Annotated in this window: 15 protein-coding genes and 1 tRNA gene; 2 read left to right on the top strand and 14 right to left on the bottom strand. The window is 70.1% G+C overall.

Annotated features, from left to right (window positions below; genetic code table 11):
• Positions 1-84: 84 nt before the first annotated feature.
• Positions 85-774 carry a response regulator transcription factor gene (locus ACQP2O_RS06705; protein ID WP_433180893.1) on the top strand — a complete coding sequence of 230 codons (690 nt, stop codon included), beginning with the start codon at positions 85-87 and terminating at the stop codon, positions 772-774.
• 17 nt (positions 775-791) lie between these two features.
• Here ACQP2O_RS06705 and ACQP2O_RS06700 read toward each other — a convergent pair whose 3' ends face one another.
• From ACQP2O_RS06700 to ACQP2O_RS06675, 6 genes are all read right to left on the bottom strand, one after another.
• The gene (locus tag ACQP2O_RS06700) at positions 792-2,066 is read right to left on the bottom strand and encodes a sensor histidine kinase (RefSeq protein ID WP_433180891.1); all 1,275 of its coding nucleotides are present in this window, start codon (positions 2,064-2,066) and stop codon (positions 792-794) included.
• A gap of 121 nt (positions 2,067-2,187) precedes the next feature.
• Positions 2,188-3,705, bottom strand: a complete 1,518-nt coding sequence (locus ACQP2O_RS06695) for an LCP family protein (RefSeq protein ID WP_433180889.1) — start codon at positions 3,703-3,705, stop codon at positions 2,188-2,190.
• A gap of 117 nt (positions 3,706-3,822) precedes the next feature.
• Positions 3,823-5,340 (bottom strand): LCP family protein, encoded by a 1,518-nt coding sequence (locus ACQP2O_RS06690; protein ID WP_433180888.1) that lies wholly within the window; start codon positions 5,338-5,340, stop codon positions 3,823-3,825.
• 255 nt (positions 5,341-5,595) lie between these two features.
• Positions 5,596-8,193: an LCP family protein gene (locus ACQP2O_RS06685; RefSeq protein ID WP_433180886.1), complete on the bottom strand. Its 2,598-nt coding sequence runs from the start codon at positions 8,191-8,193 to the stop codon at positions 5,596-5,598.
• Between the two features lie 529 nt (positions 8,194-8,722).
• The gene (locus tag ACQP2O_RS06680) at positions 8,723-9,082 is read right to left on the bottom strand and encodes a hypothetical protein (RefSeq protein ID WP_433180884.1); all 360 of its coding nucleotides are present in this window, start codon (positions 9,080-9,082) and stop codon (positions 8,723-8,725) included.
• Positions 9,083-9,249: 167 nt separating this feature from the next.
• Complete coding sequence (locus ACQP2O_RS06675) at positions 9,250-9,456, bottom strand: EF-hand domain-containing protein (protein WP_433180882.1); 207 nt, start codon at positions 9,454-9,456, stop codon at positions 9,250-9,252.
• Between the two features lie 450 nt (positions 9,457-9,906).
• Here ACQP2O_RS06675 and ACQP2O_RS06670 point away from each other — a divergent pair, with 450 nt between their 5' ends.
• Positions 9,907-11,991, top strand: coding sequence for an ATP-binding protein (locus ACQP2O_RS06670; protein ID WP_433180881.1), 2,085 nt, complete (start codon positions 9,907-9,909; stop codon positions 11,989-11,991).
• 60 nt (positions 11,992-12,051) lie between these two features.
• Here the strand turns inward: ACQP2O_RS06670 and ACQP2O_RS06665 are convergent, their stop codons facing one another.
• From ACQP2O_RS06665 to galU, 8 genes are all read right to left on the bottom strand, one after another.
• Positions 12,052-12,927: an SMP-30/gluconolactonase/LRE family protein gene (locus ACQP2O_RS06665; RefSeq protein ID WP_433180880.1), complete on the bottom strand. Its 876-nt coding sequence runs from the start codon at positions 12,925-12,927 to the stop codon at positions 12,052-12,054.
• 465 nt (positions 12,928-13,392) lie between these two features.
• Positions 13,393-13,466, bottom strand: a tRNA-Ala gene (locus tag ACQP2O_RS06660).
• A 160-nt stretch (positions 13,467-13,626) separates the two neighbouring features.
• Positions 13,627-14,214, bottom strand: a complete 588-nt coding sequence (gene sepX / locus ACQP2O_RS06655; protein ID WP_433180878.1) for a divisome protein SepX/GlpR — start codon at positions 14,212-14,214, stop codon at positions 13,627-13,629.
• Between the two features lie 264 nt (positions 14,215-14,478).
• Positions 14,479-15,093, bottom strand: a complete 615-nt coding sequence (locus ACQP2O_RS06650; protein WP_360897478.1) for a GNAT family N-acetyltransferase — start codon at positions 15,091-15,093, stop codon at positions 14,479-14,481.
• A gap of 51 nt (positions 15,094-15,144) precedes the next feature.
• A complete protein-coding gene (locus ACQP2O_RS06645; protein WP_433180876.1) occupies positions 15,145-15,633 on the bottom strand; it encodes a MogA/MoaB family molybdenum cofactor biosynthesis protein in 489 nt (162 codons plus the stop codon).
• Positions 15,630-16,100 (bottom strand): cyclic pyranopterin monophosphate synthase MoaC, encoded by a 471-nt coding sequence (moaC, locus tag ACQP2O_RS06640; protein WP_433180874.1) that lies wholly within the window; start codon positions 16,098-16,100, stop codon positions 15,630-15,632. Before moaC ends, ACQP2O_RS06645 begins: the two co-directional genes overlap by 4 nt.
• The gene (gene glp / locus ACQP2O_RS06635) at positions 16,097-17,311 is read right to left on the bottom strand and encodes a molybdotransferase-like divisome protein Glp (RefSeq protein WP_433180872.1); all 1,215 of its coding nucleotides are present in this window, start codon (positions 17,309-17,311) and stop codon (positions 16,097-16,099) included. Before glp ends, moaC begins: the two co-directional genes overlap by 4 nt.
• Positions 17,295-18,209 carry a UTP--glucose-1-phosphate uridylyltransferase GalU gene (galU, locus tag ACQP2O_RS06630; RefSeq protein WP_433180871.1) on the bottom strand — a complete coding sequence of 305 codons (915 nt, stop codon included), beginning with the start codon at positions 18,207-18,209 and terminating at the stop codon, positions 17,295-17,297. Before galU ends, glp begins: the two co-directional genes overlap by 17 nt.
• Positions 18,210-18,253: the final 44 nt, after the last annotated feature.

The following is an 18,253-nucleotide window of genomic DNA, read 5'->3' as shown; positions in this document are numbered from 1 at the left end:
AACCCCTTGGCTGCTTTCGGGTGAAACGAACAGTTCTTTGCGTCAACCCTCGATCATCTTGGAGGGTTCCTTAGGATCAGTGGTGTGACGCGGGAACGAATCCTGGTGGTGGAGGACGACGCCATCATCGGATCTGAATTGTTGAAGGCCTTGTCCGCCAGTGGGTATGAGGCGGGTCTTGCCACGTCGGGCGCGGTGGCGTTGGCGGACGTGCGCGCGCATCCGCCGGATCTTATCTTGCTCGATCTCGGCCTGCCGGACATCGAGGGCGTGGAGCTGTGCCGACGGCTCCGGGCGGAGCTTCCTCTCGCCGTCATCGTCGTGCTGACGGCGCGGACCGAGGAGTTCGAGGTGGTCGTCGCCTTGGACGCCGGGGCCGACGACTACCTGACGAAGCCGTTCCGCCTGACCGAGCTCGTGGCGCGGATCCGCGCCCACCTGCGCCGCCGGGCCGCCGAACCGGGCGACCGGGTGATCACGGTGGGCCGGCTGCGCCTGGACCTGCCGGCGCGCCGGGTGCAGATCGACGACACCGAGGTGCCGCTGCGCCCGAAGGAGTTCGACCTGCTGGCCGCGCTCGTGACCCGGGCCGGTGAGGTCGTGAGCCGCGAGCAGCTCATGGACGAGGTCTGGGACGAGAACTGGTTCGGCCCGACCAAGACCTTGGACGTGCACGTGTCGACGCTGCGCCGCAAGCTGGGCCCGTTCGGGCAGATCACGACGCTGCGCGGGCGCGGGTACCGGTACGAGCGCGACGCGGTGGCGGGAGTGTGAGTGGCGAGGCATGAGGATCAACCGGCGCCACGATAGTCGCTCGTGGGCAAGAGCAGGCTAAAGGTCGGAGGTGACGGGCGCCGCAGGACCAGGCGCCCGCCCTCGGCCTCGGCGAGCGAACGCGCCAGGGCGAGCCCGATGCCGTGCCCGTCCGACGGACCGCGGAAGACGTCGTAGCCGTCGGGGACCCCCGGGCCCTCGTCGCTGACCTCGATCGCGAGGCCCTGGCCGACGTCGACGGCGGCCACGGTGATGGGCGGCTTGCCGTGGTTGACGGCGTTCTCGACGAGGACGTTCAAGATCTGACGCACGGCCGACAGCGACGCCCGAACTTCGGGGAGGCCGTCCTCGATCCGCACCGTGACCGCCGTCCGGACGCGGACCTCTTCGAGCAGCGCCTGGACGTCGAGCACTCCCCGGTCGGTCGAACTGCCTCGCGACAGGCGGACGAGGTCGTCGATGATCTCCTGCAGGTGCTCGCCGCGCTCCAGGGCGGTGCGGATGACCGCGCGCGGGTCGCCCCCGTTCAGGCCGGACTCCAGGCCCAGGAGGAGCCCCGTCAGCGGGGTGCGCAGCTGGTGGGACACGTGCGCGCTGAACGCGCGCTCGCGCTCGAGCAGCTCGCCGAGGCGCCGGGCGGTCGCCTCCAGGGCGAGGCTCGCGGCGTCCGCCTCGCGGACGCCGACGGACCGCGCGCGGATGCTGAAGTCACCGCTGCCGAGCGCCTGCGCGTCCCACGTCAGCCGTTCGAGCGGCGCGGCGAGCCGGCCCGCCTGCCTCCGTGCCACGACGGCGGCCAGCCCGACGACGAGGGTCGCGAGCGCGACCATCAGCAGCCACGCCTTCTCGGCGCGCCCGGTGACGTGCTTGTACGGTGTCGCGACCCGGACCACCGCCACGATGGTCTCGTCGGAGGGGACGGGGGCGGAGACGGCCAGCAGGCCGTTCTCCACGGCCTCGTGCACGCGCCCGTCTCCCGCGGCGCCCGCGACCGGCGAGTTCCGCGGCCCGTGGAGCGCGATCCGGTTGCCGTTGAGGTCGTAGATGCCCACGCTCAGGTGCCGCGACGACATGCCAGTGGGCAGCGGCACCGGCTTCGGATGCTTCGCGATGGTGTCGGGCACCGCCGCGGATATCCGGGTCGCGTCGCGTTCGAGCGACACGATCGCCTCGTCCCGGTACAACCGCTGCAGCGCGATGGCCAGCGGGATCGCGAAGAGCACGACCGCGAGGGCGGCCACGCCGACGATCGCCACGAGCACGCGCGAGCGCAGCGGAGGGATACGGGTCATCAGCACATTGTGCCTCCCAGACCGCCATGCCCCGGACCGTCGTGATGCCCCCGGACCACCGTAGTGGCCCCCGGGCCCCGAGCCGCCGCGGGGCGGCCGGGGCTCCGCTGCGAGGAGCGGCTCAGCCGCAGGCGTTCTTCAGCGAGACCGATCCACTGGATCCGCTGGACGCGCTGGGGCTCGCCGTCGCGCCGGTGTTCACCTTCTTCTTCTTGTGTTTCTTGACGGTCGTGGTCGGGCTCGGGCCGGGCTTTTGCGGGTTGGCGCTGTCGGCGATGGCCTTGGCCGCCACCCGGCGCATCACCTGGATGATGGTCGCGTCCGCCCGCCGGTCGGTGTGGAAGCCGGGGATCTTGTAGGGGCTGTACGTCAGGCTGGTGATGTCGGCGCCGTGCTTGACGGTGCCGGACAGCTTCACCAGGGCTGGCAGCAGCGCCGACGGGATGTTCGTGGAGATCGTGTTGGTCGCGGCCTTGGCCAGCTTCTCGAAGTGAGTGACGACCTTCTGCGGGTTGGCCTGTTCCGCGATGTCCTTGAGCAGGCACTTCTGCCGGTCCATCCGGTGGAAGTCGTCGTCGGCGTGGCGGTTACGGCCGTACCACAGCGCCTTCTCACCGTTGAGGTGCTGCTTGCCGGGATAGAGATAGCCGGTCGGCGGGAGGTGCTTGTCCGGATCGCCGCCGATCGGCAGACCGGGCATTCCACTGTTCGCCGGCGGTTTCTCGACGTGCACGTCGACGCCGCCCATGGCGTTGACGATGTCCTTGAACCCGTCCAGGTTGACCAGCACGTAGTAGTTGATCTTCAAGCCAAGGAGGTACCCGATCACGTCTTCGAGGAGGTGGGGGCCACGCTGGCCCTTCTTGTAACCCGGCTCCAGCTCGGCGTGGTGCTCACCATAGAGGTAGAGCTCGTTGAGCAGACCCTGGTCCCCGGGCTCACCCGTGAAGCCGTTCGGGAACCGCGACCGCAACCGGGGCGGCATGTCGAACTTGTACAGCCCTCGCGGAAGGCTCAACATGACGGTGTTGCCGGTCTTGGTGTCGATGCTGGCGACCGTCATGCTGTCGGTGCGGATGCCTTTGCGGTCGTTGCCGCCGTCGCCGCCCAGCAGCGCCACGTTGACCCGCGGCATGTTCTTCCACGGATTGTCAGCGTCCACCGCCTGACCGGAATGGTCGTCACCCGGAAAGATCTTCGACAGGGTGTCCCGCAGCACGTACGTCGCGTTGGCGGCGTACACGAACGGGGTGCAGATCAACACCGACAGCACCACGACCAACGTCGTCGACGCGATGCGCATCGCCGTCGGCAACCCCGGCGGCCGCACCACCTGGTACGACCGGATCACGATCAAAGCCCACACCAGCGCCAGCGCGATGATCGCCGCGGTGATGACGTTCAGCCACAGATCCTGGACCACGAGTTGTTTCATCGTGTCCTGGAACGCCAGCACCAGCGTCGCCGAACCGGCCACGAGTATCGCGAGCAGGCCCATCAGAGTGAACCCGACGGCCCTGCGACCCGCCGCCACGTGAGCGACACCCCACACGACCGCGGACGCGAGCGTCAGCCCCAGTGCCCGCCACAGACCGGCGATCGGTATGGGCCTACGCCCCGCCGCCTGACCACCTGCCATGCACACTCCTGATCCTCAGGTCGCGGACGCCGCTGATCGCGGCGCCCGCTCCGCGTGTTCCGCCCGGCGGACCGGCATGCGATGCCGGTCGGCCGGACGTCCGCGGTGAGGAGCGGCTCAGCCGCAGACGTTCTTCAGCGAGACCGCGCCACCCGAGCCCGGAGAGGCGGTCGCCGACCCACTGGGTGAGACGCTCGCCGACTTCTTTTTGTTCTTCTTCTTAACTGTCGGGCTGACCGCCGGAGTGGCCGTCGTCTTCTGCGGGTTGTCGCTTTCGGCGATCGCCTTGGCCGCCGCGGCCCGCATGATCTGGACGTTCGGCTCGTAGACGTGGAAGCCGGGAATCTTGTCCGGGTTGTACGGGAGGCTGTGGATGTCGGCGCCGTTCTTGACCTTTCCGGACAGCTTCACAAGCGCCGGCAGCAGCGCGGACGGGATGTTGGTGGAGATCGTGTTGGTCGCGGCCTTGGCCAGCTGCTGGAAGTGCGTGACGACCTTCTGGGCGTCAGCCTGCTGGCCGATGTCCTTCAGCAGGCACTTCTGCCGGTCCATCCGGTGGAAGTCGTCGTCGGCGTCACGGGACCGGCCGTACCACAGGGCCTTCTCGCCGTTCAGGTGGTGGGTGCCCTTGGGGAGGTAGCCCGTCGGCGGCTTGGTCTGGCGGCCATTGACGATCTCACCGCCGATCGGAAGCGGCTTTTCGATGTGGACCGTTACACCACCGATGGCGTCCACGATGTCCTTGAATCCGCCCAGGTTGACCAGCACGTAGTAGTGAATCTTCAGCCCGGTGAGGTAACTGATCACCTCTTCGGTCAGGTGCGGACCGCGCTGCCCCTTCTTGTATCCGGGCTCGAGCTGGGAGTTCTGCTCGCCTTGGATGTACAGCTCGTTGAGCAGACCCTCGCTGCCCGGGTGCTGCGGGTTCGGCGCGTCCCCGGTGTAGCCGTACGGCCACTTGGACCGCAGCCGGGGCGGCAGCTGGAACTTCTGCAGGCTGCGGGGCAGGCTCAGCAGGACCGTGTTCCCGGTCTTGGTGTCGATGCTGGCGACCGTCATGCTGTCGGTGCGGATGCCCTTGCGGTCCTTGCCGCCGTCACCGCCCAGCAGCAGGACGTTGACCCGCGGCATGTTCTTCCACGGGTTGGCCGCGTCGACCTTCTGACCCGAGTTGTCGTCACCAGGGAAGATCTTCGAAAGGGTGTCCCGCAGCACATAGGTGGTGTTCGCCGCGTACACGAAAGGCGTGCAGATCAACACCGACATCACCACGACCAGCGTCGTCGACGCGATGCGCATCGCCGTCGGCAGCCCCGGCGGGCGCACCACCTGGTACGACCGGATGATGACGGACGCCCATGCCAGCGCCAGCGCCAGGATCCCCACGGTGATGACGTTCAGCCAGACGCCCTGCACGGCGATCTGCTTGAGCTTCTCCTGGAACGCCAGCGCCGCCGTCGCACCCCCGCCCACCAGGAGCGCCAGCACACCCATCAAGGTGAAGCCCGCGGCCCGGCGGCCCGCCGAGACGTGGGCCACACCCCACACGACCGCAGAGGCGAGCGTCAGCCCCAATGCTCGCCACAGACCGGCGACCGGATCCGGCTCACGCCCCCAACCCTGACGTCGTGCCATGAAGTCTCCTGATCCTCTGCTCGCGAGCGCAGCTCACTGCGGCCACGTCTCCATCCGGGACGTGCGGCCCCACCGATCGGTTTGCAAAGTGATTGAATATACGCGGTAAGTGACCATTGGCGTTGACTGGTGGATCCTACCCGACGCATGACCCCCACCTGCCCCGATAGCAAGGTAAGGCACACGGCCCTGCTTATCGGGGCAATCGGTAAAAGTTCACGAAGACCGGTTGAATGGCCGCTATATGCGTGGCCTCTAACCTCCGCAGGCGGCCGTCAGCGAGACCGCTTTGTCCTTGGCATGGGCACTGGGCGACGCGCCCGCGGACGGCTGGTCACCAGCGCTCGGAGTCGCCGAGTCGCCCGGAGACCCCGCGGGCGACGCCGCACTACCCGAGCCTGCCGGAGACGCCTCCGCGGTCGGCGCCGACGACGGACCACTGGACGCACCGGGCGCCGCGGAGACGCCGGAAGGCTGGGCCGAGGCGGACGCCTCGGGATTCGGCGAGGCCGTGGCCGACCCCTCCTCGCTGGCCGCGATCGCGTTCGTGACCGCGCGCCGCATGACACCGACGTCCGGCCGGACGACATGGAACTCCGGCGGCACGAACATCAGGCTCCTGATCTGCGCGCCGTGCTTCACCGTGCTCGACAGCTTGATGAGGGCGGGCAGCAGCTCGGCCGGGATGTTCGCCGAGATCGTCTTCTTCGCGGCGGCGGCGAGCTGCTGGAACCGCGTCAGCACCCGCTGCGGATCGGCCTGCTCGGCGATCGCCTTCATCAGGCACTTCTGCCGGCCCATGCGGACGAAGTCGCTGCTGGCGGTGCGCGAGCGCCCGTACCAGAGCGCCTCCTTGCCGCTCAGCTCGCGGTCGCCGGCCTTGAGGACCCCGGTCGGCGCGCTGCCGTCCTCCGGGCCGCCGAACGGGATGTCCTGCGCGATGTGCACCTTGACCCCGCCGATCGCGTCGACGATGTCGGCGAAGCCGAACAGGTTCACGAGGATGTAGTAGTCGATCGGCTGGCCGATGAGGTAGGAGATCTCCTCCCGGACCAGCTCCGGTCCCCGGCGTCCCTTGTCGAAGCCGGGTACGAGCGAGGGGTCGTCCTCGGCGTCCTGGAACAGCTCGTTCAGCAGCCCTTCGTCACCCGGCGCGCCGACCCCGGTGAACCCGTCGGGCCAGCGGGAGCGCAGCCGCGGGATCATCGGGAAGTGCTGGAGGTTCCGGGGCAGGCTGAACAGCACCGTGTTCCCGGTCTTGGTGTCGACGCTCGCGACCGTCATGCTGTCCGTCCGGACGCCGACGCGGTCGCCGGCCCCGTCGCCGCCGAGGAGCAGGATGTTGACCCGCGGCTTGTCCTTCCACGGGTCGTCCATGTTGACGGGCGGCTGCGGCCGCGCCTCGTCGCCGTGGAAGATCGTGCCGATCGTGTCCCGCAGGGTGTACGTGCTGCGCGCGGCCCAGACGAGCGGCGTGCACACGCCGACGGCGAGCACGACGACCAGCGCGCCGGCGAGGACCCGCGCCGTACGGGCCATGCCTCGCGGCCGTACGACCTGGTACGAGCGGACGACGATGACGGCCCAGACGAGCGCGAGCGCCAGGATGCCGCCGGTGATGCCGGCCAGCCAGTCCCGCTGGACCGCGATCTGCTTGAGATCCCGCTGGTAGAGCAGGCCGGCGGCGACTCCCCCGCCGACGATGATCGCGAACAGCCCCATGAGGAGGAATCCGGCGACACGGCGCCCGGCCCAGACGTGCGCCACGCCCCAGACCACGGCCGAGGCGACCGTCAGCCCCAGCGCGGACCCGAGCCCCCGGCGGGACCTCCCGCCGACGGCCGCGTCCCCGTCCGCCGGGCCGGCGTCCTGGAACGCCGCCTCGGCGCCGTCATCAGCGACGGCCTCCGAACCCGGCTCCGCCACGGCGGCATCCGGACCGTCCTCCGCCGAAGCCGCGTCCTCACCGGCCGCAGGAGCGCCACCACCGTCGGCGGCGGCCTCCGAACCCGGCCCTGCCACGGCGGCATCCGGACCGTCCTCGGCCGAGGACGCGTCTTCATCGCCCGCGAGAGCGTCACCACCGTCGAGGACGGCGGCGTCCGGACCGCCATCGGCCGCCAGGGCGTCCCCGCCGTCCGTCACGGCGTCGTCATCGGCCACAGAAGCGCCGCCGCCCGTGACCACGTTGTCATCCGGCGCAGGAACGTCACCACCGTCCGCAACCGCGTCGTCGGCCGCAGGAGCGCCACTGCCGTTCACGACCACGTCGTCATCCGCCGCAGGAGCACCACCGCCCGTCACGACCGCGTCGTCGGCCACAGGAGCACCACCGCGGTTCGCGACCGCGTCGTCATCGACCGCGCCTTCACCGGCCGCGTCGCCGCTGTCGGTCGCGCTCCCGGCCGGCTCACCGCCGCCGGGGGCCGGGGCGGCCTTCTCCTCGGTCGCATCGGAGGCGCCCGCGCCGTCGTCGGCGACCGTGTCGAGGCTCTCATCGGCCGGGGTCGCGACCCGCGCGCCGTTACCGGCGTTCGCGGGGCGCTTCGGCGCCGCCGCGGCCATCACGACGGAGATGCCGCCGCCGGCGAGCGCTCCGCGTCGGCCGTCGGCGGCGACCGGCTCGCGTTTCGCCGTCGCCCTCGTCTTTACGGGGGCGGCCCCTGCCGTGGCGTCGGCCTCGCCTCCTCCGGTAGCGGCTCCGCCACCGGAGCCACCTGCGGTGGAGCCGTCCTCCTCGTCCCGGCCCGTGGCGTCGCCCTCGGCGTCCTCGGCCGTGGCGTCGTCCTCGGTGTCACCGGTGGCGGTGTCCTCCCCGCCGTCGGAGACGGCATCGACCGCACGTTGTCCCATATGCACTCCTGTGTCCCAGCTTGACAGCCTAGATCCTTTACCAAGGGAGACCCGCTGGGCACCCGCTCGGTTTGCCGTACGGCCGGAGGAACACGAACGGCCGCACGATCGCGGTGTGGCGCGGTCGCCGTTTCGGCAACGAACAGCACCGCTAAAGAATCCCTTAATGCCCGAAATATCCCGAATAAAGCCACTAAGGACCTCGTCGGGGGGTTGCGGGTTGTTGCGACGAAAGCCCAAGGATCCCAGGCCCAAGGCCCCCGGCGAGCGTCGTGGGATGGCGGCGGGGTCAGTGTCGCGCCAAGAGTTCGGCCCCGGGCGTGTCGGCGAAAATCCGGAAAAGGAACGTACGGCCGAGCCGGGAGGTCGAGGGCGGGGACGCCTGGCGGAACGACGCGGCGTCGCGGTCCATGACGATGACCGGCCGACCCCGCAATGCGGGAATCAGGCCGTCGGCGCCCCGACGCTCGAGCGGGGCGGGTCGATCCTGCGCCGTCCGGTGCGCAGGATCACCGTCAGGTCATGCCGCTCAGCAGGACTTGACCAGGTTGACGTCGGAGAAGTCGGGGCCGTTCACCCGGAAGACGTGATTGCTCTTCTTGTACGCCGGCGCCGTGAAGCAGCCGAACTGCTCGATCGTCCCGCGACTGGTCTGCTTGTCACCGGCGATGTGCATCGCGTGCGAGCAGTGGTTGTTGTAGTACACGGTCACCGTGACGTTACCGCGCGCGTAGGAGTAGTTGAGCGTCTGCTTTGAACCCCCGCCGCACGAGAAGCTCCCGTGAACCGCCTCCGCCTGGTACGTGCCCGCGTTCGCGGGAAGGGCGAGCCCGCCGACGACGGTGGCTGCGGTCGCCGCGACCAGAGCGGCCTTGACGCGTACGTTCATCCGACCTCCTTCAAGATCGTCCTTGATACGCGGCATGGTAACGATCTTGACGGCGAAGGACGGGCGGTCTTACCGGGCGTTAAACCCCAGCGCCGATGACCCCACTGACCGTTGGCGATCGCCGGCTCCAGAGAGGTGCTGCGATCGCCAACGGTCAGTACGCGGTATCAGGCATTCCATGCCTTGGTGAACTCCGCGAGGTTGATGCGTCCGTCCCCGTCGCCGTCGGCGTGGGCGAAGATCGAGTTGATCTCGTCACCACTGACCGCCTCGTGGCGCCTGGTCATGGCGAGCTTGAACTCCATCGCGGTGATGTAGCCGTCGCCGTCGTAATCGATCTCCTTGAAGGTCTGTGCGACCTCGTCGTCCGCCACCCTGAGCACCTCCTGTGAGCCGTACGCCTTCGGTATCGGCAGCGGTCACGTTACGGCCGGACCCGCCTTCGCGCGAAGCGCCCCGTACGGAGGCGCGGGTCCGGTCTCAGCTCTTGATCCGCTCCTCGAGGCGGATCGTCACGACGTCTCCGGCCTCTTTGCCGATGACCGACCGGGTGGCGGTTCAGGCCGAGCCGATGACGACGAGGGTGTTCCCATCGGGGTCTCGCAGGGTGAACATCGGCGGCACCGCGCTTCCCATGCGGATGACCTCCGGATCCGCGCACTGATCGCCACCTCGCCCGCGTGGACCCCCAGAGCCGGTTCCAACAGGTCCAGGACACCGTGGAGCAGCCGGTGTACCGGCTGGTCAAAGAGGGGTGACGATGGGCGACCTGTCGTACTCCCGGAGATGGGGATTAGATTGACTGCTGGGGGGAGGGGGCTGCCATGGCAGGTTCCCATTCGGCGTACCCGGCAGGGAACCTTCCCGTTGACCTGACCAGTTTCGTGGGCCGCGGGCGCGAGATCAGCTCGGTGAAGCGGCTCATCCGGCGGCATCGGCTGGTGACCGTGACCGGTGGACCAGGGGTCGGCAAGACCCGGCTGGCGCAGCGGGTGGCGCGGCAGTCGGCGAGCTCGTTCGCCGACGGTGTACGGCTCGTGGAGCTGGCCGCGCTGAAGGACGCGCGATTCTTGGCCCAGACGGTCGGGGACGCGGTCGGCGTGCCCGGTGAGTCGGGTTGCGCCGTTCGGGAGGTCCTGGCGCGGTTCCTTGCGGAGAAGGATCTTCTGCTGGTGCTGGACAACTGCGAGCACCTGGTGGACTCCTGTGCGGTCCTGGTGACCGAGTTGCTGCAGGCCGCCCCCGGATTGCGGATCCTGGCGACCAGTCGGCAGGCGCTGCACGCGGCCGGGGAGTGGCTCGTGGAGTTGCCGCCGTTGCCGGTCCCGCCGGACGAGCAGGGCGCGCCAGGGCGCAGCGACGCGGTGCGGCTGTTCGCCGAGCGTGCGGCCGCCGCGCTCCCGGGCTTCGCCGTCACCGCGGCGAGCCGTGCGGACGTCGCCGAGATCTGCCGGCGGCTGGACGGCATCCCCCTGGCGATCGAACTGGCCGCCGTACGCGTGCGGGCCATGCCCGTCGAGGCGATCCTGGCTCGGCTCGGCGAACACTCGTTGCAGGCCCTGGGCGCGGGGGCGCAGATGGCGACGCCACGGCTCCAGACCATGCAGGCGGCGATCGACTGGAGCTTCCACCTCTGTTCGAAGGCGGAGCAACAGTTGTGGATGCGGGCATCGGTGTTCAGCGGCGGCTTCGACATCGGCGCCGCCGAGCAGGTCTGTTCCGGTGACGGGATCGAAGACGTGGACGTGCTCACGCTCCTGGCCGGCCTGGTCGACAAGTCCGTGCTGGTCTCCTCACCGGCCGGGCAGGTCGCCCGGTACCGGATGCTGGAGCCTATCCGTGAGTACGGCACCCAGCGCCTGACTCGTTCCGGTCAGGCCAGGACGGTACGGACGCACCACCGGGATCACTTCGCGGAGGTCGCCCGGCAGTCGGAACGCCGGTTCCTCAGCGCCGAGGAAGTGGAGGGATTCGACCGGTTGGGGGTCGACTACTCCAACGTACGATCCGCATTGGAGTTCTGCGTCAGCGAGCCCGGTCAGGCAGGCGACGGGCTGCGGATCGCCTGCTCCCTGTGGCCTTACTGGACCACGGCGGTCCGCCATCAGGAGGGACGGTACTGGCTCGACCGGGCCCTGTCCCTCACCCCCGAGCCGAGCCCGACACGGGCCAAGGCCCTCTGGGTGAACGGATGGCTGGCTCTCCTGGTGGCCGAATGGGAGACGGCACAGTCGCTGATCGACCAGTGCCTCGCCCTGGCCGAACGCCTGGGCGACGAGTCGGCCTGGGCCCATGCCACGATGCTCCGCGGCATGCACGCGTTCTTCTGCGGCGATCTGCACCGCGCCGTGGCCTTCCTGGAGGACGCCCTCACCCGCCTGCAGACGCTCGATGACCACGTGGGCGTGTGGATGACCCTGCGTTTCCTGACGTACGGCACCGCGCTCCTCGGCGAGGCCGACCGCTCCCGGGTCTTCGGCGAGCAGTGCCTGGAGATAGCGGATCGGGCCGGCGCCCCGATGACGTACGCCCGGTCCCTGGGGTTGTGCGGTGTCGCCAACTGGTTGATCGGTGACCGCGAGCGGGCGACCTCGCTGGCCCGGGAAAGGCTCCGGGTCTCCCCCCACATCGACGGCTGGGGCATCGCCCACTGCCTGGAGGTCCTCGCCTGGGACGCCGCCGCTCACCGCGCCTTCGAAGGCTCGGCCCGGCTGCTCGGTTGCGCCCACGCGATCTGGCGCTTCACCGCGGCGCCCCTGACCCAGCGACACCTGGCCGCCGACCACCGGCTCTGTGAGCAACGCACCCGGGCGGCGCTGGGCGAGGACACGTACGCCAAGCTCTTCGACGAAGGCGTCGGACTCCCCATCGACCAAGCCCTCACCTACGCCCTCACCGACGGCACGTGAAAAACGTGCTTTGGTGGGCCGACCCCGGGGACCCCACGGTGCGCTCGCGCCGGGTTCTGCTCACGTTGGCCGGTGACTCGCTCTAGGGACCGGGGCTTCGGTCACGAAGATCGTGGCGGATCGGCGGGCCTGCACCGCCTGCATTCGGTCGACTCCCTCGAACTCGTTGCAGAGCAGGAACAGGTGGCGGCCATCGGGACCGCCGAGAGTGGCGGCGAAGCATGGCAGTTCGGTCTCGACACGGTGGGTGATCTCGCCGCCGTCGAGCACCCGGACACACGCGCCTGCCGGAGCGTTCGGATCACCTGTGTGTGCGGCCGTGTCGGCGGTCTGCGTCCAGATCGCCGATTCGGCGTCCACGCAGATGCCGTCCGGGCCCTGCCCCTCGGCCCACACTCTGCGGTCGGTGAGTGCGCCGTCATCCTGGATGTCGAACGCACTGAGCCGGCCGGCGAACGACTCGGCAACGACCAGAGTGGAGCCGTCCGGCGTCACCACCATGCCGTTGGGGAACTCGATGTCGCCGGCCACTTGACGGTAGGTCCCGTCGGACGCGACGAGGTTGATCCAGCCCGGCTTCGGCGTGCCACCACCGATGAAGTCGAAGTCGAAACCGTTGACGTACATGTGGCCGCGCGGATCGATCACGATCTCGTTGCCACCCCGCTCGCAGTGCGTCACCAGGGCTCCGTCCGGCTCCTGGCGGGTGACGGCCGGGCCGGTCGTCACGAGGCGCCCGTCGGGCAGCCAGTCGATCGCCCAGCCCATCTGGGGCGGCCCCTCGGCCATCACCTCGGCTGTGCCGTCCATGTCGACGGCGACGACCTCGCCCGCCCCCCAGTGGGCGAACCACAGCCGGCCGTCGTGCCACCGGGCGGACTCGACCATGGCCAGGCCTGTCAGCAGCGTCCGGGGTGGGGGCAGGTACTCGATCATGGGTCCTCTGTCCTTCCCTCCTGCGGGCCGCATTGGTGGCCCGTCACCGTCTACACGAACGGACGACCACCGAATCGACATCCACGAGCCCAGACGCATCCAGAAACGTCCCGCCTCGCTACGGAGCAGCCGACGAACTACGACGCAGGGGCCCGTGGCGAAGCCCGCACATCAAGGCGACGCCAGCCCCCACACGGGGCATAGGGGCGGAGAAACCCCAGCCCGCACACCAAGGAAACCCCAGCCCGCGCAGGGGCCGTCGCGAAGCCGACACATCAAGGCGACACCAGCCCGCGCAGGGGGCGTGGCGAAGCCGACACATCAAGGCGACACCAGCCCGCGCAGGGGGGGCGTGGGGGCGGAGCCCCCACATCGGGGGTTCCAGGGGGTCGCCCCCTGGACAGAAATGACGAAGGACCAATGGGGAAGCGGCACGCCGCGACCACACTGGTCCCAGGTCCGAAGTGGAGCTGAGGGGATTTGAACCCCTGACCCCCTCGATGCGAACGAGGTGCGCTACCGGACTGCGCTACAGCCCCAAGGACGAGGTAAGGCTAGCAAACATTGGGCACTGCTCGCGCATCGGTTACCTGGTGTTGCCGATCACACCGGATCGGCGACCGTGAGTAAGTCTCCGCTTCCCCCGTGGAGAGCTCGACCGCGTGGCGGGCTCAGGCGGCAGGTCGCCGGGGAGCGGGCTCAGTCGCCGACGGCGCGCTGGTCGGTGTACTGGTCGTAGACCTCTTCCTGTGGCCGCTCGGGCATGGTGATGACCTCGGCGGTGCGCTGGGCCTCGCGGGCGAGGCGGGCCTGCTCCTCCGCGCGGCGGCGTTCGGCCTCCATCGCGCGGAGGCGGGCGTGGTGGCGGGCGCGGCGGCGTTCGGCGTCCACCTTGAAGGCGATGCGCAGCAGCGTCAGGTGGCCGACGAGGAGGACTGACGGGGGCGCGATGAACCACCATGGCGTTACGCCGGCGACGACGGTGGCGACGGCGGTGAGCACCAGCAGGAGGAGACCGACGGTGCGGCGTCGGCGGCGGGCGATAACGGCGGCGCGGCTCGCGCGCCTGCGGGCGGCCTGGCGGGCCTGCGGGGCCGGGACGGGGTGGTCCTCGGGCGGGGCCTCGTCGACGTTGTCGGCGACCTCGGCGGGCGACTCCGTCAGGGTGTCGATGTCCTCGTCGAAGCGGCGCTGCCGGGTCCGGGAACCGTCACGACGGAGCCACATGGGGACCAGAACGATGCCCCAGACGGCTACGATCGCGAGATAGAGGAGTGCGCTGCTCATCAGCCCTCCTCATAGACGCGTCCAGGCCGCAGGCTGACCTCGCAGACGCGCACGCTCACGTCCCGCACGCTAAGACCCACCGTCAGTGGTTGACGAGCATTAGGGGCGGTGTGTCGCGAGATCGGATCGTTCCTGAAGCTTTCCTGACCGAAAGTTTCCGGGCGACATGATCACGCGGTGCGGTGCCCGCCTCAATGGTCTCCGGAGTACGGCTCCGTGAACATCACATTCCGATATCCGCAGCGGCGCCGCGCGATCACGGTGTCAGCGCGGAAAGGCCTGGCGGGTGCTGGCGCGCCAGCGGGCCATGAGGCCGCCGGGGATGTCCTCGGAAGTCAGCGCGTAGCAGATGTGGTCGCGCCAGGCCCCGTCGATGTGCAGGTGACGCCGGCGCACGCCCTCTTCGCGGAAGCCGAGTTTTTCGACGACGCGACGGCTGGCGGTGTTCTCGGGACGGATGTTGGCCTCGACGCGGTGCAGGCCGACGTTGAAGAAGGCGTGATCGACGGCGAGGGCGACGGCGGTCGGCATGACGCCGCGGCCGGCGACGGCCTTGTCGACCCAGTAGCCGATCTGTGCCGAGCGGGCGGACCCCCAGACGATGGCGCCGATGGTGAGCTGCCCGGCGAACGCCCCTTCGTAGGTGACGACCCAGGGCAGGGCGAGGCCGTGCCGCGCCTCGCGCCGCATGGTCTGCACCATGCTGAGGTAGGGGCCGAGGCCGCTGCGGAACAGCGGGGTCTCGGGGTTGGTGGGCTCCCAGGGCCGCAGCCATTCGGCGTTGCGGATCCGCACCTCTCGCCAGGTCGACGCGTCGCGTAGCCGCAAGGGCCGTAGCCCGACCGGCCCCTCGTTCAGGTTGGCCGGCCAACCCCGCATGCGTTCCACACTCCCATGATTCCCCGAGGAAGGGCCTGACGCCATCCTCGTTCAGGGTGTGCGTGGATGGTCGCCGCCGCCGATCTGGTCGACGGCGTGTCTCAGCACCTCGCCGAGCACGGCCATGCCGTCGCGCACCCCGCCCGTCGAACCGGGCAGGTTGACGATCAGGGTACGTCCGGCGACGCCGGCGAGGCCACGGGAGAGGATCGCGGACGGGACCTTCTCGCGGCCTGTGAGCCGGATGGCCTCCGCGATGCCGGGGATCTCGCGCTCGATGACGCGCCGGGTCATCTCAGGCGTACGGTCGGTCGGGGTGAGGCCGGTGCCGCCGCTGGTGACGACGGCGTCGTAGCCCTGGGCGACGGCGTCGCGCAGGACCTTCTCCACCGGCTCGCCGTCGGGGACGACGACGGGTCCGTCGACCTCGCAGCCCAGGTCCCGCAGGAGCCCGGCGAGGACGGGCCCGGAGCGGTCCTCGTAGACGCCGGCGGACGCGCGGTTCGACACGGTCACCGCGAGCGCCCTGATCACCGTCATGGCCGCCGCCAGAGGCCGGTCTTGCCGCCGGTCTTCTCCTCGACGCGTACGTCGGTGATCACCGCTGCGGGGTCGACCGCCTTGACCATGTCGATGAGGGCGAGGCCGGCGACGGACACGCAGGTCAGCGCCTCCATCTCCACGCCCGTACGGTCGGCGGTGCGCACCTGCGCGGAGATCGCCACGCCGTCGTCTTGGACGGTCAGGTCGACGGTGACGCCGTGGATGGCGATCGGGTGGCAGAGCGGGACGAGGTCGGGGGTGCGCTTGGCCGCCTGGATGCCCGCGATGCGGGCGACCGCGAGGGCGTCGCCCTTGGGGACGTTCCCGGCGCGCAGGGCGGCGACGCACTCCGCGGACAGCCGGACGAATCCGGTGGCCGTGGCCGTACGCGCCGAGACCTCCTTGCCGGAGACGTCGACCATGCGGGCGGCCCCAGAGTCGTCGAGATGGGAGAATCCGGTCACGGCAGCTCCAGCACGTCGACGTTGTCCCCCGCCTGGAGGTCGGTGACGTCCTCAGGCACGACGATCAGCGCGTTCGAGGACGCCAGCGAGAACACCTGGTGGGAGCCCTGCCCCTCCGCCGGGACCACCCGGTGATTCCCGTCCTCGTCGACGGAGAGCTCCGCGCGCAGGTACTGCCGCAGTCCCTCTGGCGAGTAGGTGATCGGCACGGCGAGGTAGGCCCGTACGGTCCGCGGCGGCGTGGGCGGGAGGCCCTGTAGCGCGCGCAGCGCCGGTCGGACGAACACCTGGAAGGAGACGTACGCGCTGACCGGGTTGCCGGGCAGGGTGAAGACGGGGACGCGGTCGTCGAGCAGGCCGAAGCCCTGCGGCTTGCCGGGCCGCATCGCGACCTTCTCGAACCGCATGGTCCCCAGCCCGGACAGCACCTCCTTGACGACGTCGCGGGCGCCCATGCTGACCCCGCCCGAGGTGATGATCAGGTCGGCGTAGGCGAGCTGCTCCTCGATCGTGGCGAGCACCTCGCGCGGGTCGTCGCCGACCGTGCCCTGCCGGAAGCCGACGCCGCCCGCCGCGGTGACGGCGGCGGTGAGCGCGAAGCTGTTGGAGTCCCAGATCTGGCCGGGCCCGACCGGGCGGCCGGGCTCGATCAGCTCGCTGCCGGTGGACAGCACGGCGACGCGGGGCCGGGGGCGTACGAGGACGCGGGCCCGGCCGACGGCGGCGAGCATGCCGATCTGCGCGGGTCCGAGCCGGGTGCCCTCCGGGAGGACGGTCTGCCCGGCGGTGACGTCCTCGCCGGCGCGCCGGATGTAGTGGCCGGGCGTGGCGGACCGCCGGATCGTCACCTTGGCGGTGCCGCCGTCGGTCCACTCGACCGGGACGATGGCGTCCGCGCCCCCGGGAAGGGGCGCGCCGGTCATGATCCGGGCGCACAGGCCCGGGCCGATGCCGTACGCGCCCTGGTCGCCGGCGGCGATGTCGCCGACGACCGACAGGGTCACGGGTGATGTCTCGGCCGCGGACGCGACGTCCGAGGCCAGCACCGCGTAGCCGTCCATGGCGGAGTTGTCGAACGGCGGCAGGTCGACGGGTGCGGTGACGGGCTCGGCGAGGACGCCTCCGTATGACTCCGGCAGGGCCAACTCCAGGGGCGGAAGCTCCCGTATCGCCCCCAGGATGTCCGCCAGATGTTCATCTACCTGTTTCATCGTGCTTCGCCACGAACTCGCGCAGCCACGGCAGGAACTCGTCGGCCAGCTCGGGCCGGTCGGCCGCGAACTGCACCACGGTGCGCAGGTAGTCGAGTTTGTTGCCGGTGTCGTAGCGGCGGCCGCGGAACAGCACGCCGTGCACCGGGCCGCCCTCGGAGCGGTCCCGCCGGGCGAGCGTCAGCAGCGCGTCGGTGAGCTGGATCTCGCCGCCCCGGCCGGGCGGGGTCTTCTCCAGCACGTCGAAGATCGCGGGGTCGCAGACGTAGCGGCCGATGATGATCCACCGGCTGGGGGCCTCCCCCGGCACCGGCTTCTCGACGAGGTCGGTCACGCGGACGACGTCGTCCTCGTCGGTCGGCTGGATCGCGGCGCAGCCGTACAGCGACACCTGCTCGGGCTCGACCTCCATCAGCGCCACCACGCTGCCGCCGTGCCTCTCCCGCACCTCCAGCATGCGCTGCAGGAGCTGGTCGCGCTCGTCGATGAGGTCGTCGCCGAGCAGCACGGCGAAGGGTTCGTTCCCGACGTGCCGCTGGGCGCAGTGGACGGCGTGCCCGAGACCCTTGGGCTCGCCCTGGCGCACGTAGTGCACGTCGCCGAGCTCGCTGGACTCCCGCACGGAGGCGAGCCGCTCGGGGTCGTCCTTGGCGCGCAGCGCCTCCTCCAGCTCGTACGCGCGGTCGAAGTGGTCCTCGATCGGCCGCTTCCCACGGCCGGTGACCAACAGGATGTCGTCGAGCCCGGCGGCGACGGCCTCCTCGACGACGTACTGGATCGCCGGCTTGTCGACGATCGGGAGCATCTCCTTGGGCGTCGCCTTGGTGGCGGGCAGGAACCGCGTGCCAAGGCCGGCAGCGGGAACGACCGCCTTGGTGACGGATACGTGGTCGGCCATGACAAGACCCTAACCGTCGATCGGGCCGGTTCAGCGGACGGTCC

Source organism: Actinoallomurus sp. CA-150999 (assembly GCF_050942425.1).
Lineage (GTDB): Bacteria > Actinomycetota > Actinomycetes > Streptosporangiales > Streptosporangiaceae > Actinoallomurus.
The sequence above is the reverse complement of the archived record's forward strand: the minus strand, read 5'-3'. Positions and strand labels throughout refer to the sequence as shown.

Coding starts and splice junctions, on each gene's coding strand:
- ACQP2O_RS06690 (WP_433180888.1), bottom strand. CDS start 5,340: ATGGCACGACGTCAGGGTTGGGGGCGTGAGCCGGATCCGGTCGCCGGT.
- galU (WP_433180871.1), bottom strand. CDS start 18,209: ATGGCCGACCACGTATCCGTCACCAAGGCGGTCGTTCCCGCTGCCGGC.
- ACQP2O_RS06695 (WP_433180889.1), bottom strand. CDS start 3,705: ATGGCAGGTGGTCAGGCGGCGGGGCGTAGGCCCATACCGATCGCCGGT.
- ACQP2O_RS06685 (WP_433180886.1), bottom strand. CDS start 8,193: ATGGGACAACGTGCGGTCGATGCCGTCTCCGACGGCGGGGAGGACACC.
- ACQP2O_RS06665 (WP_433180880.1), bottom strand. CDS start 12,927: ATGATCGAGTACCTGCCCCCACCCCGGACGCTGCTGACAGGCCTGGCC.
- sepX (WP_433180878.1), bottom strand. CDS start 14,214: ATGAGCAGCGCACTCCTCTATCTCGCGATCGTAGCCGTCTGGGGCATC.
- glp (WP_433180872.1), bottom strand. CDS start 17,311: ATGAAACAGGTAGATGAACATCTGGCGGACATCCTGGGGGCGATACGG.
- ACQP2O_RS06650 (WP_360897478.1), bottom strand. CDS start 15,093: ATGCGGGGTTGGCCGGCCAACCTGAACGAGGGGCCGGTCGGGCTACGG.
- ACQP2O_RS06670 (WP_433180881.1), top strand. CDS start 9,907: ATGGCAGGTTCCCATTCGGCGTACCCGGCAGGGAACCTTCCCGTTGAC.
- ACQP2O_RS06700 (WP_433180891.1), bottom strand. CDS start 2,066: ATGACCCGTATCCCTCCGCTGCGCTCGCGCGTGCTCGTGGCGATCGTC.
- ACQP2O_RS06680 (WP_433180884.1), bottom strand. CDS start 9,082: ATGAACGTACGCGTCAAGGCCGCTCTGGTCGCGGCGACCGCAGCCACC.
- ACQP2O_RS06645 (WP_433180876.1), bottom strand. CDS start 15,633: ATGACGGTGATCAGGGCGCTCGCGGTGACCGTGTCGAACCGCGCGTCC.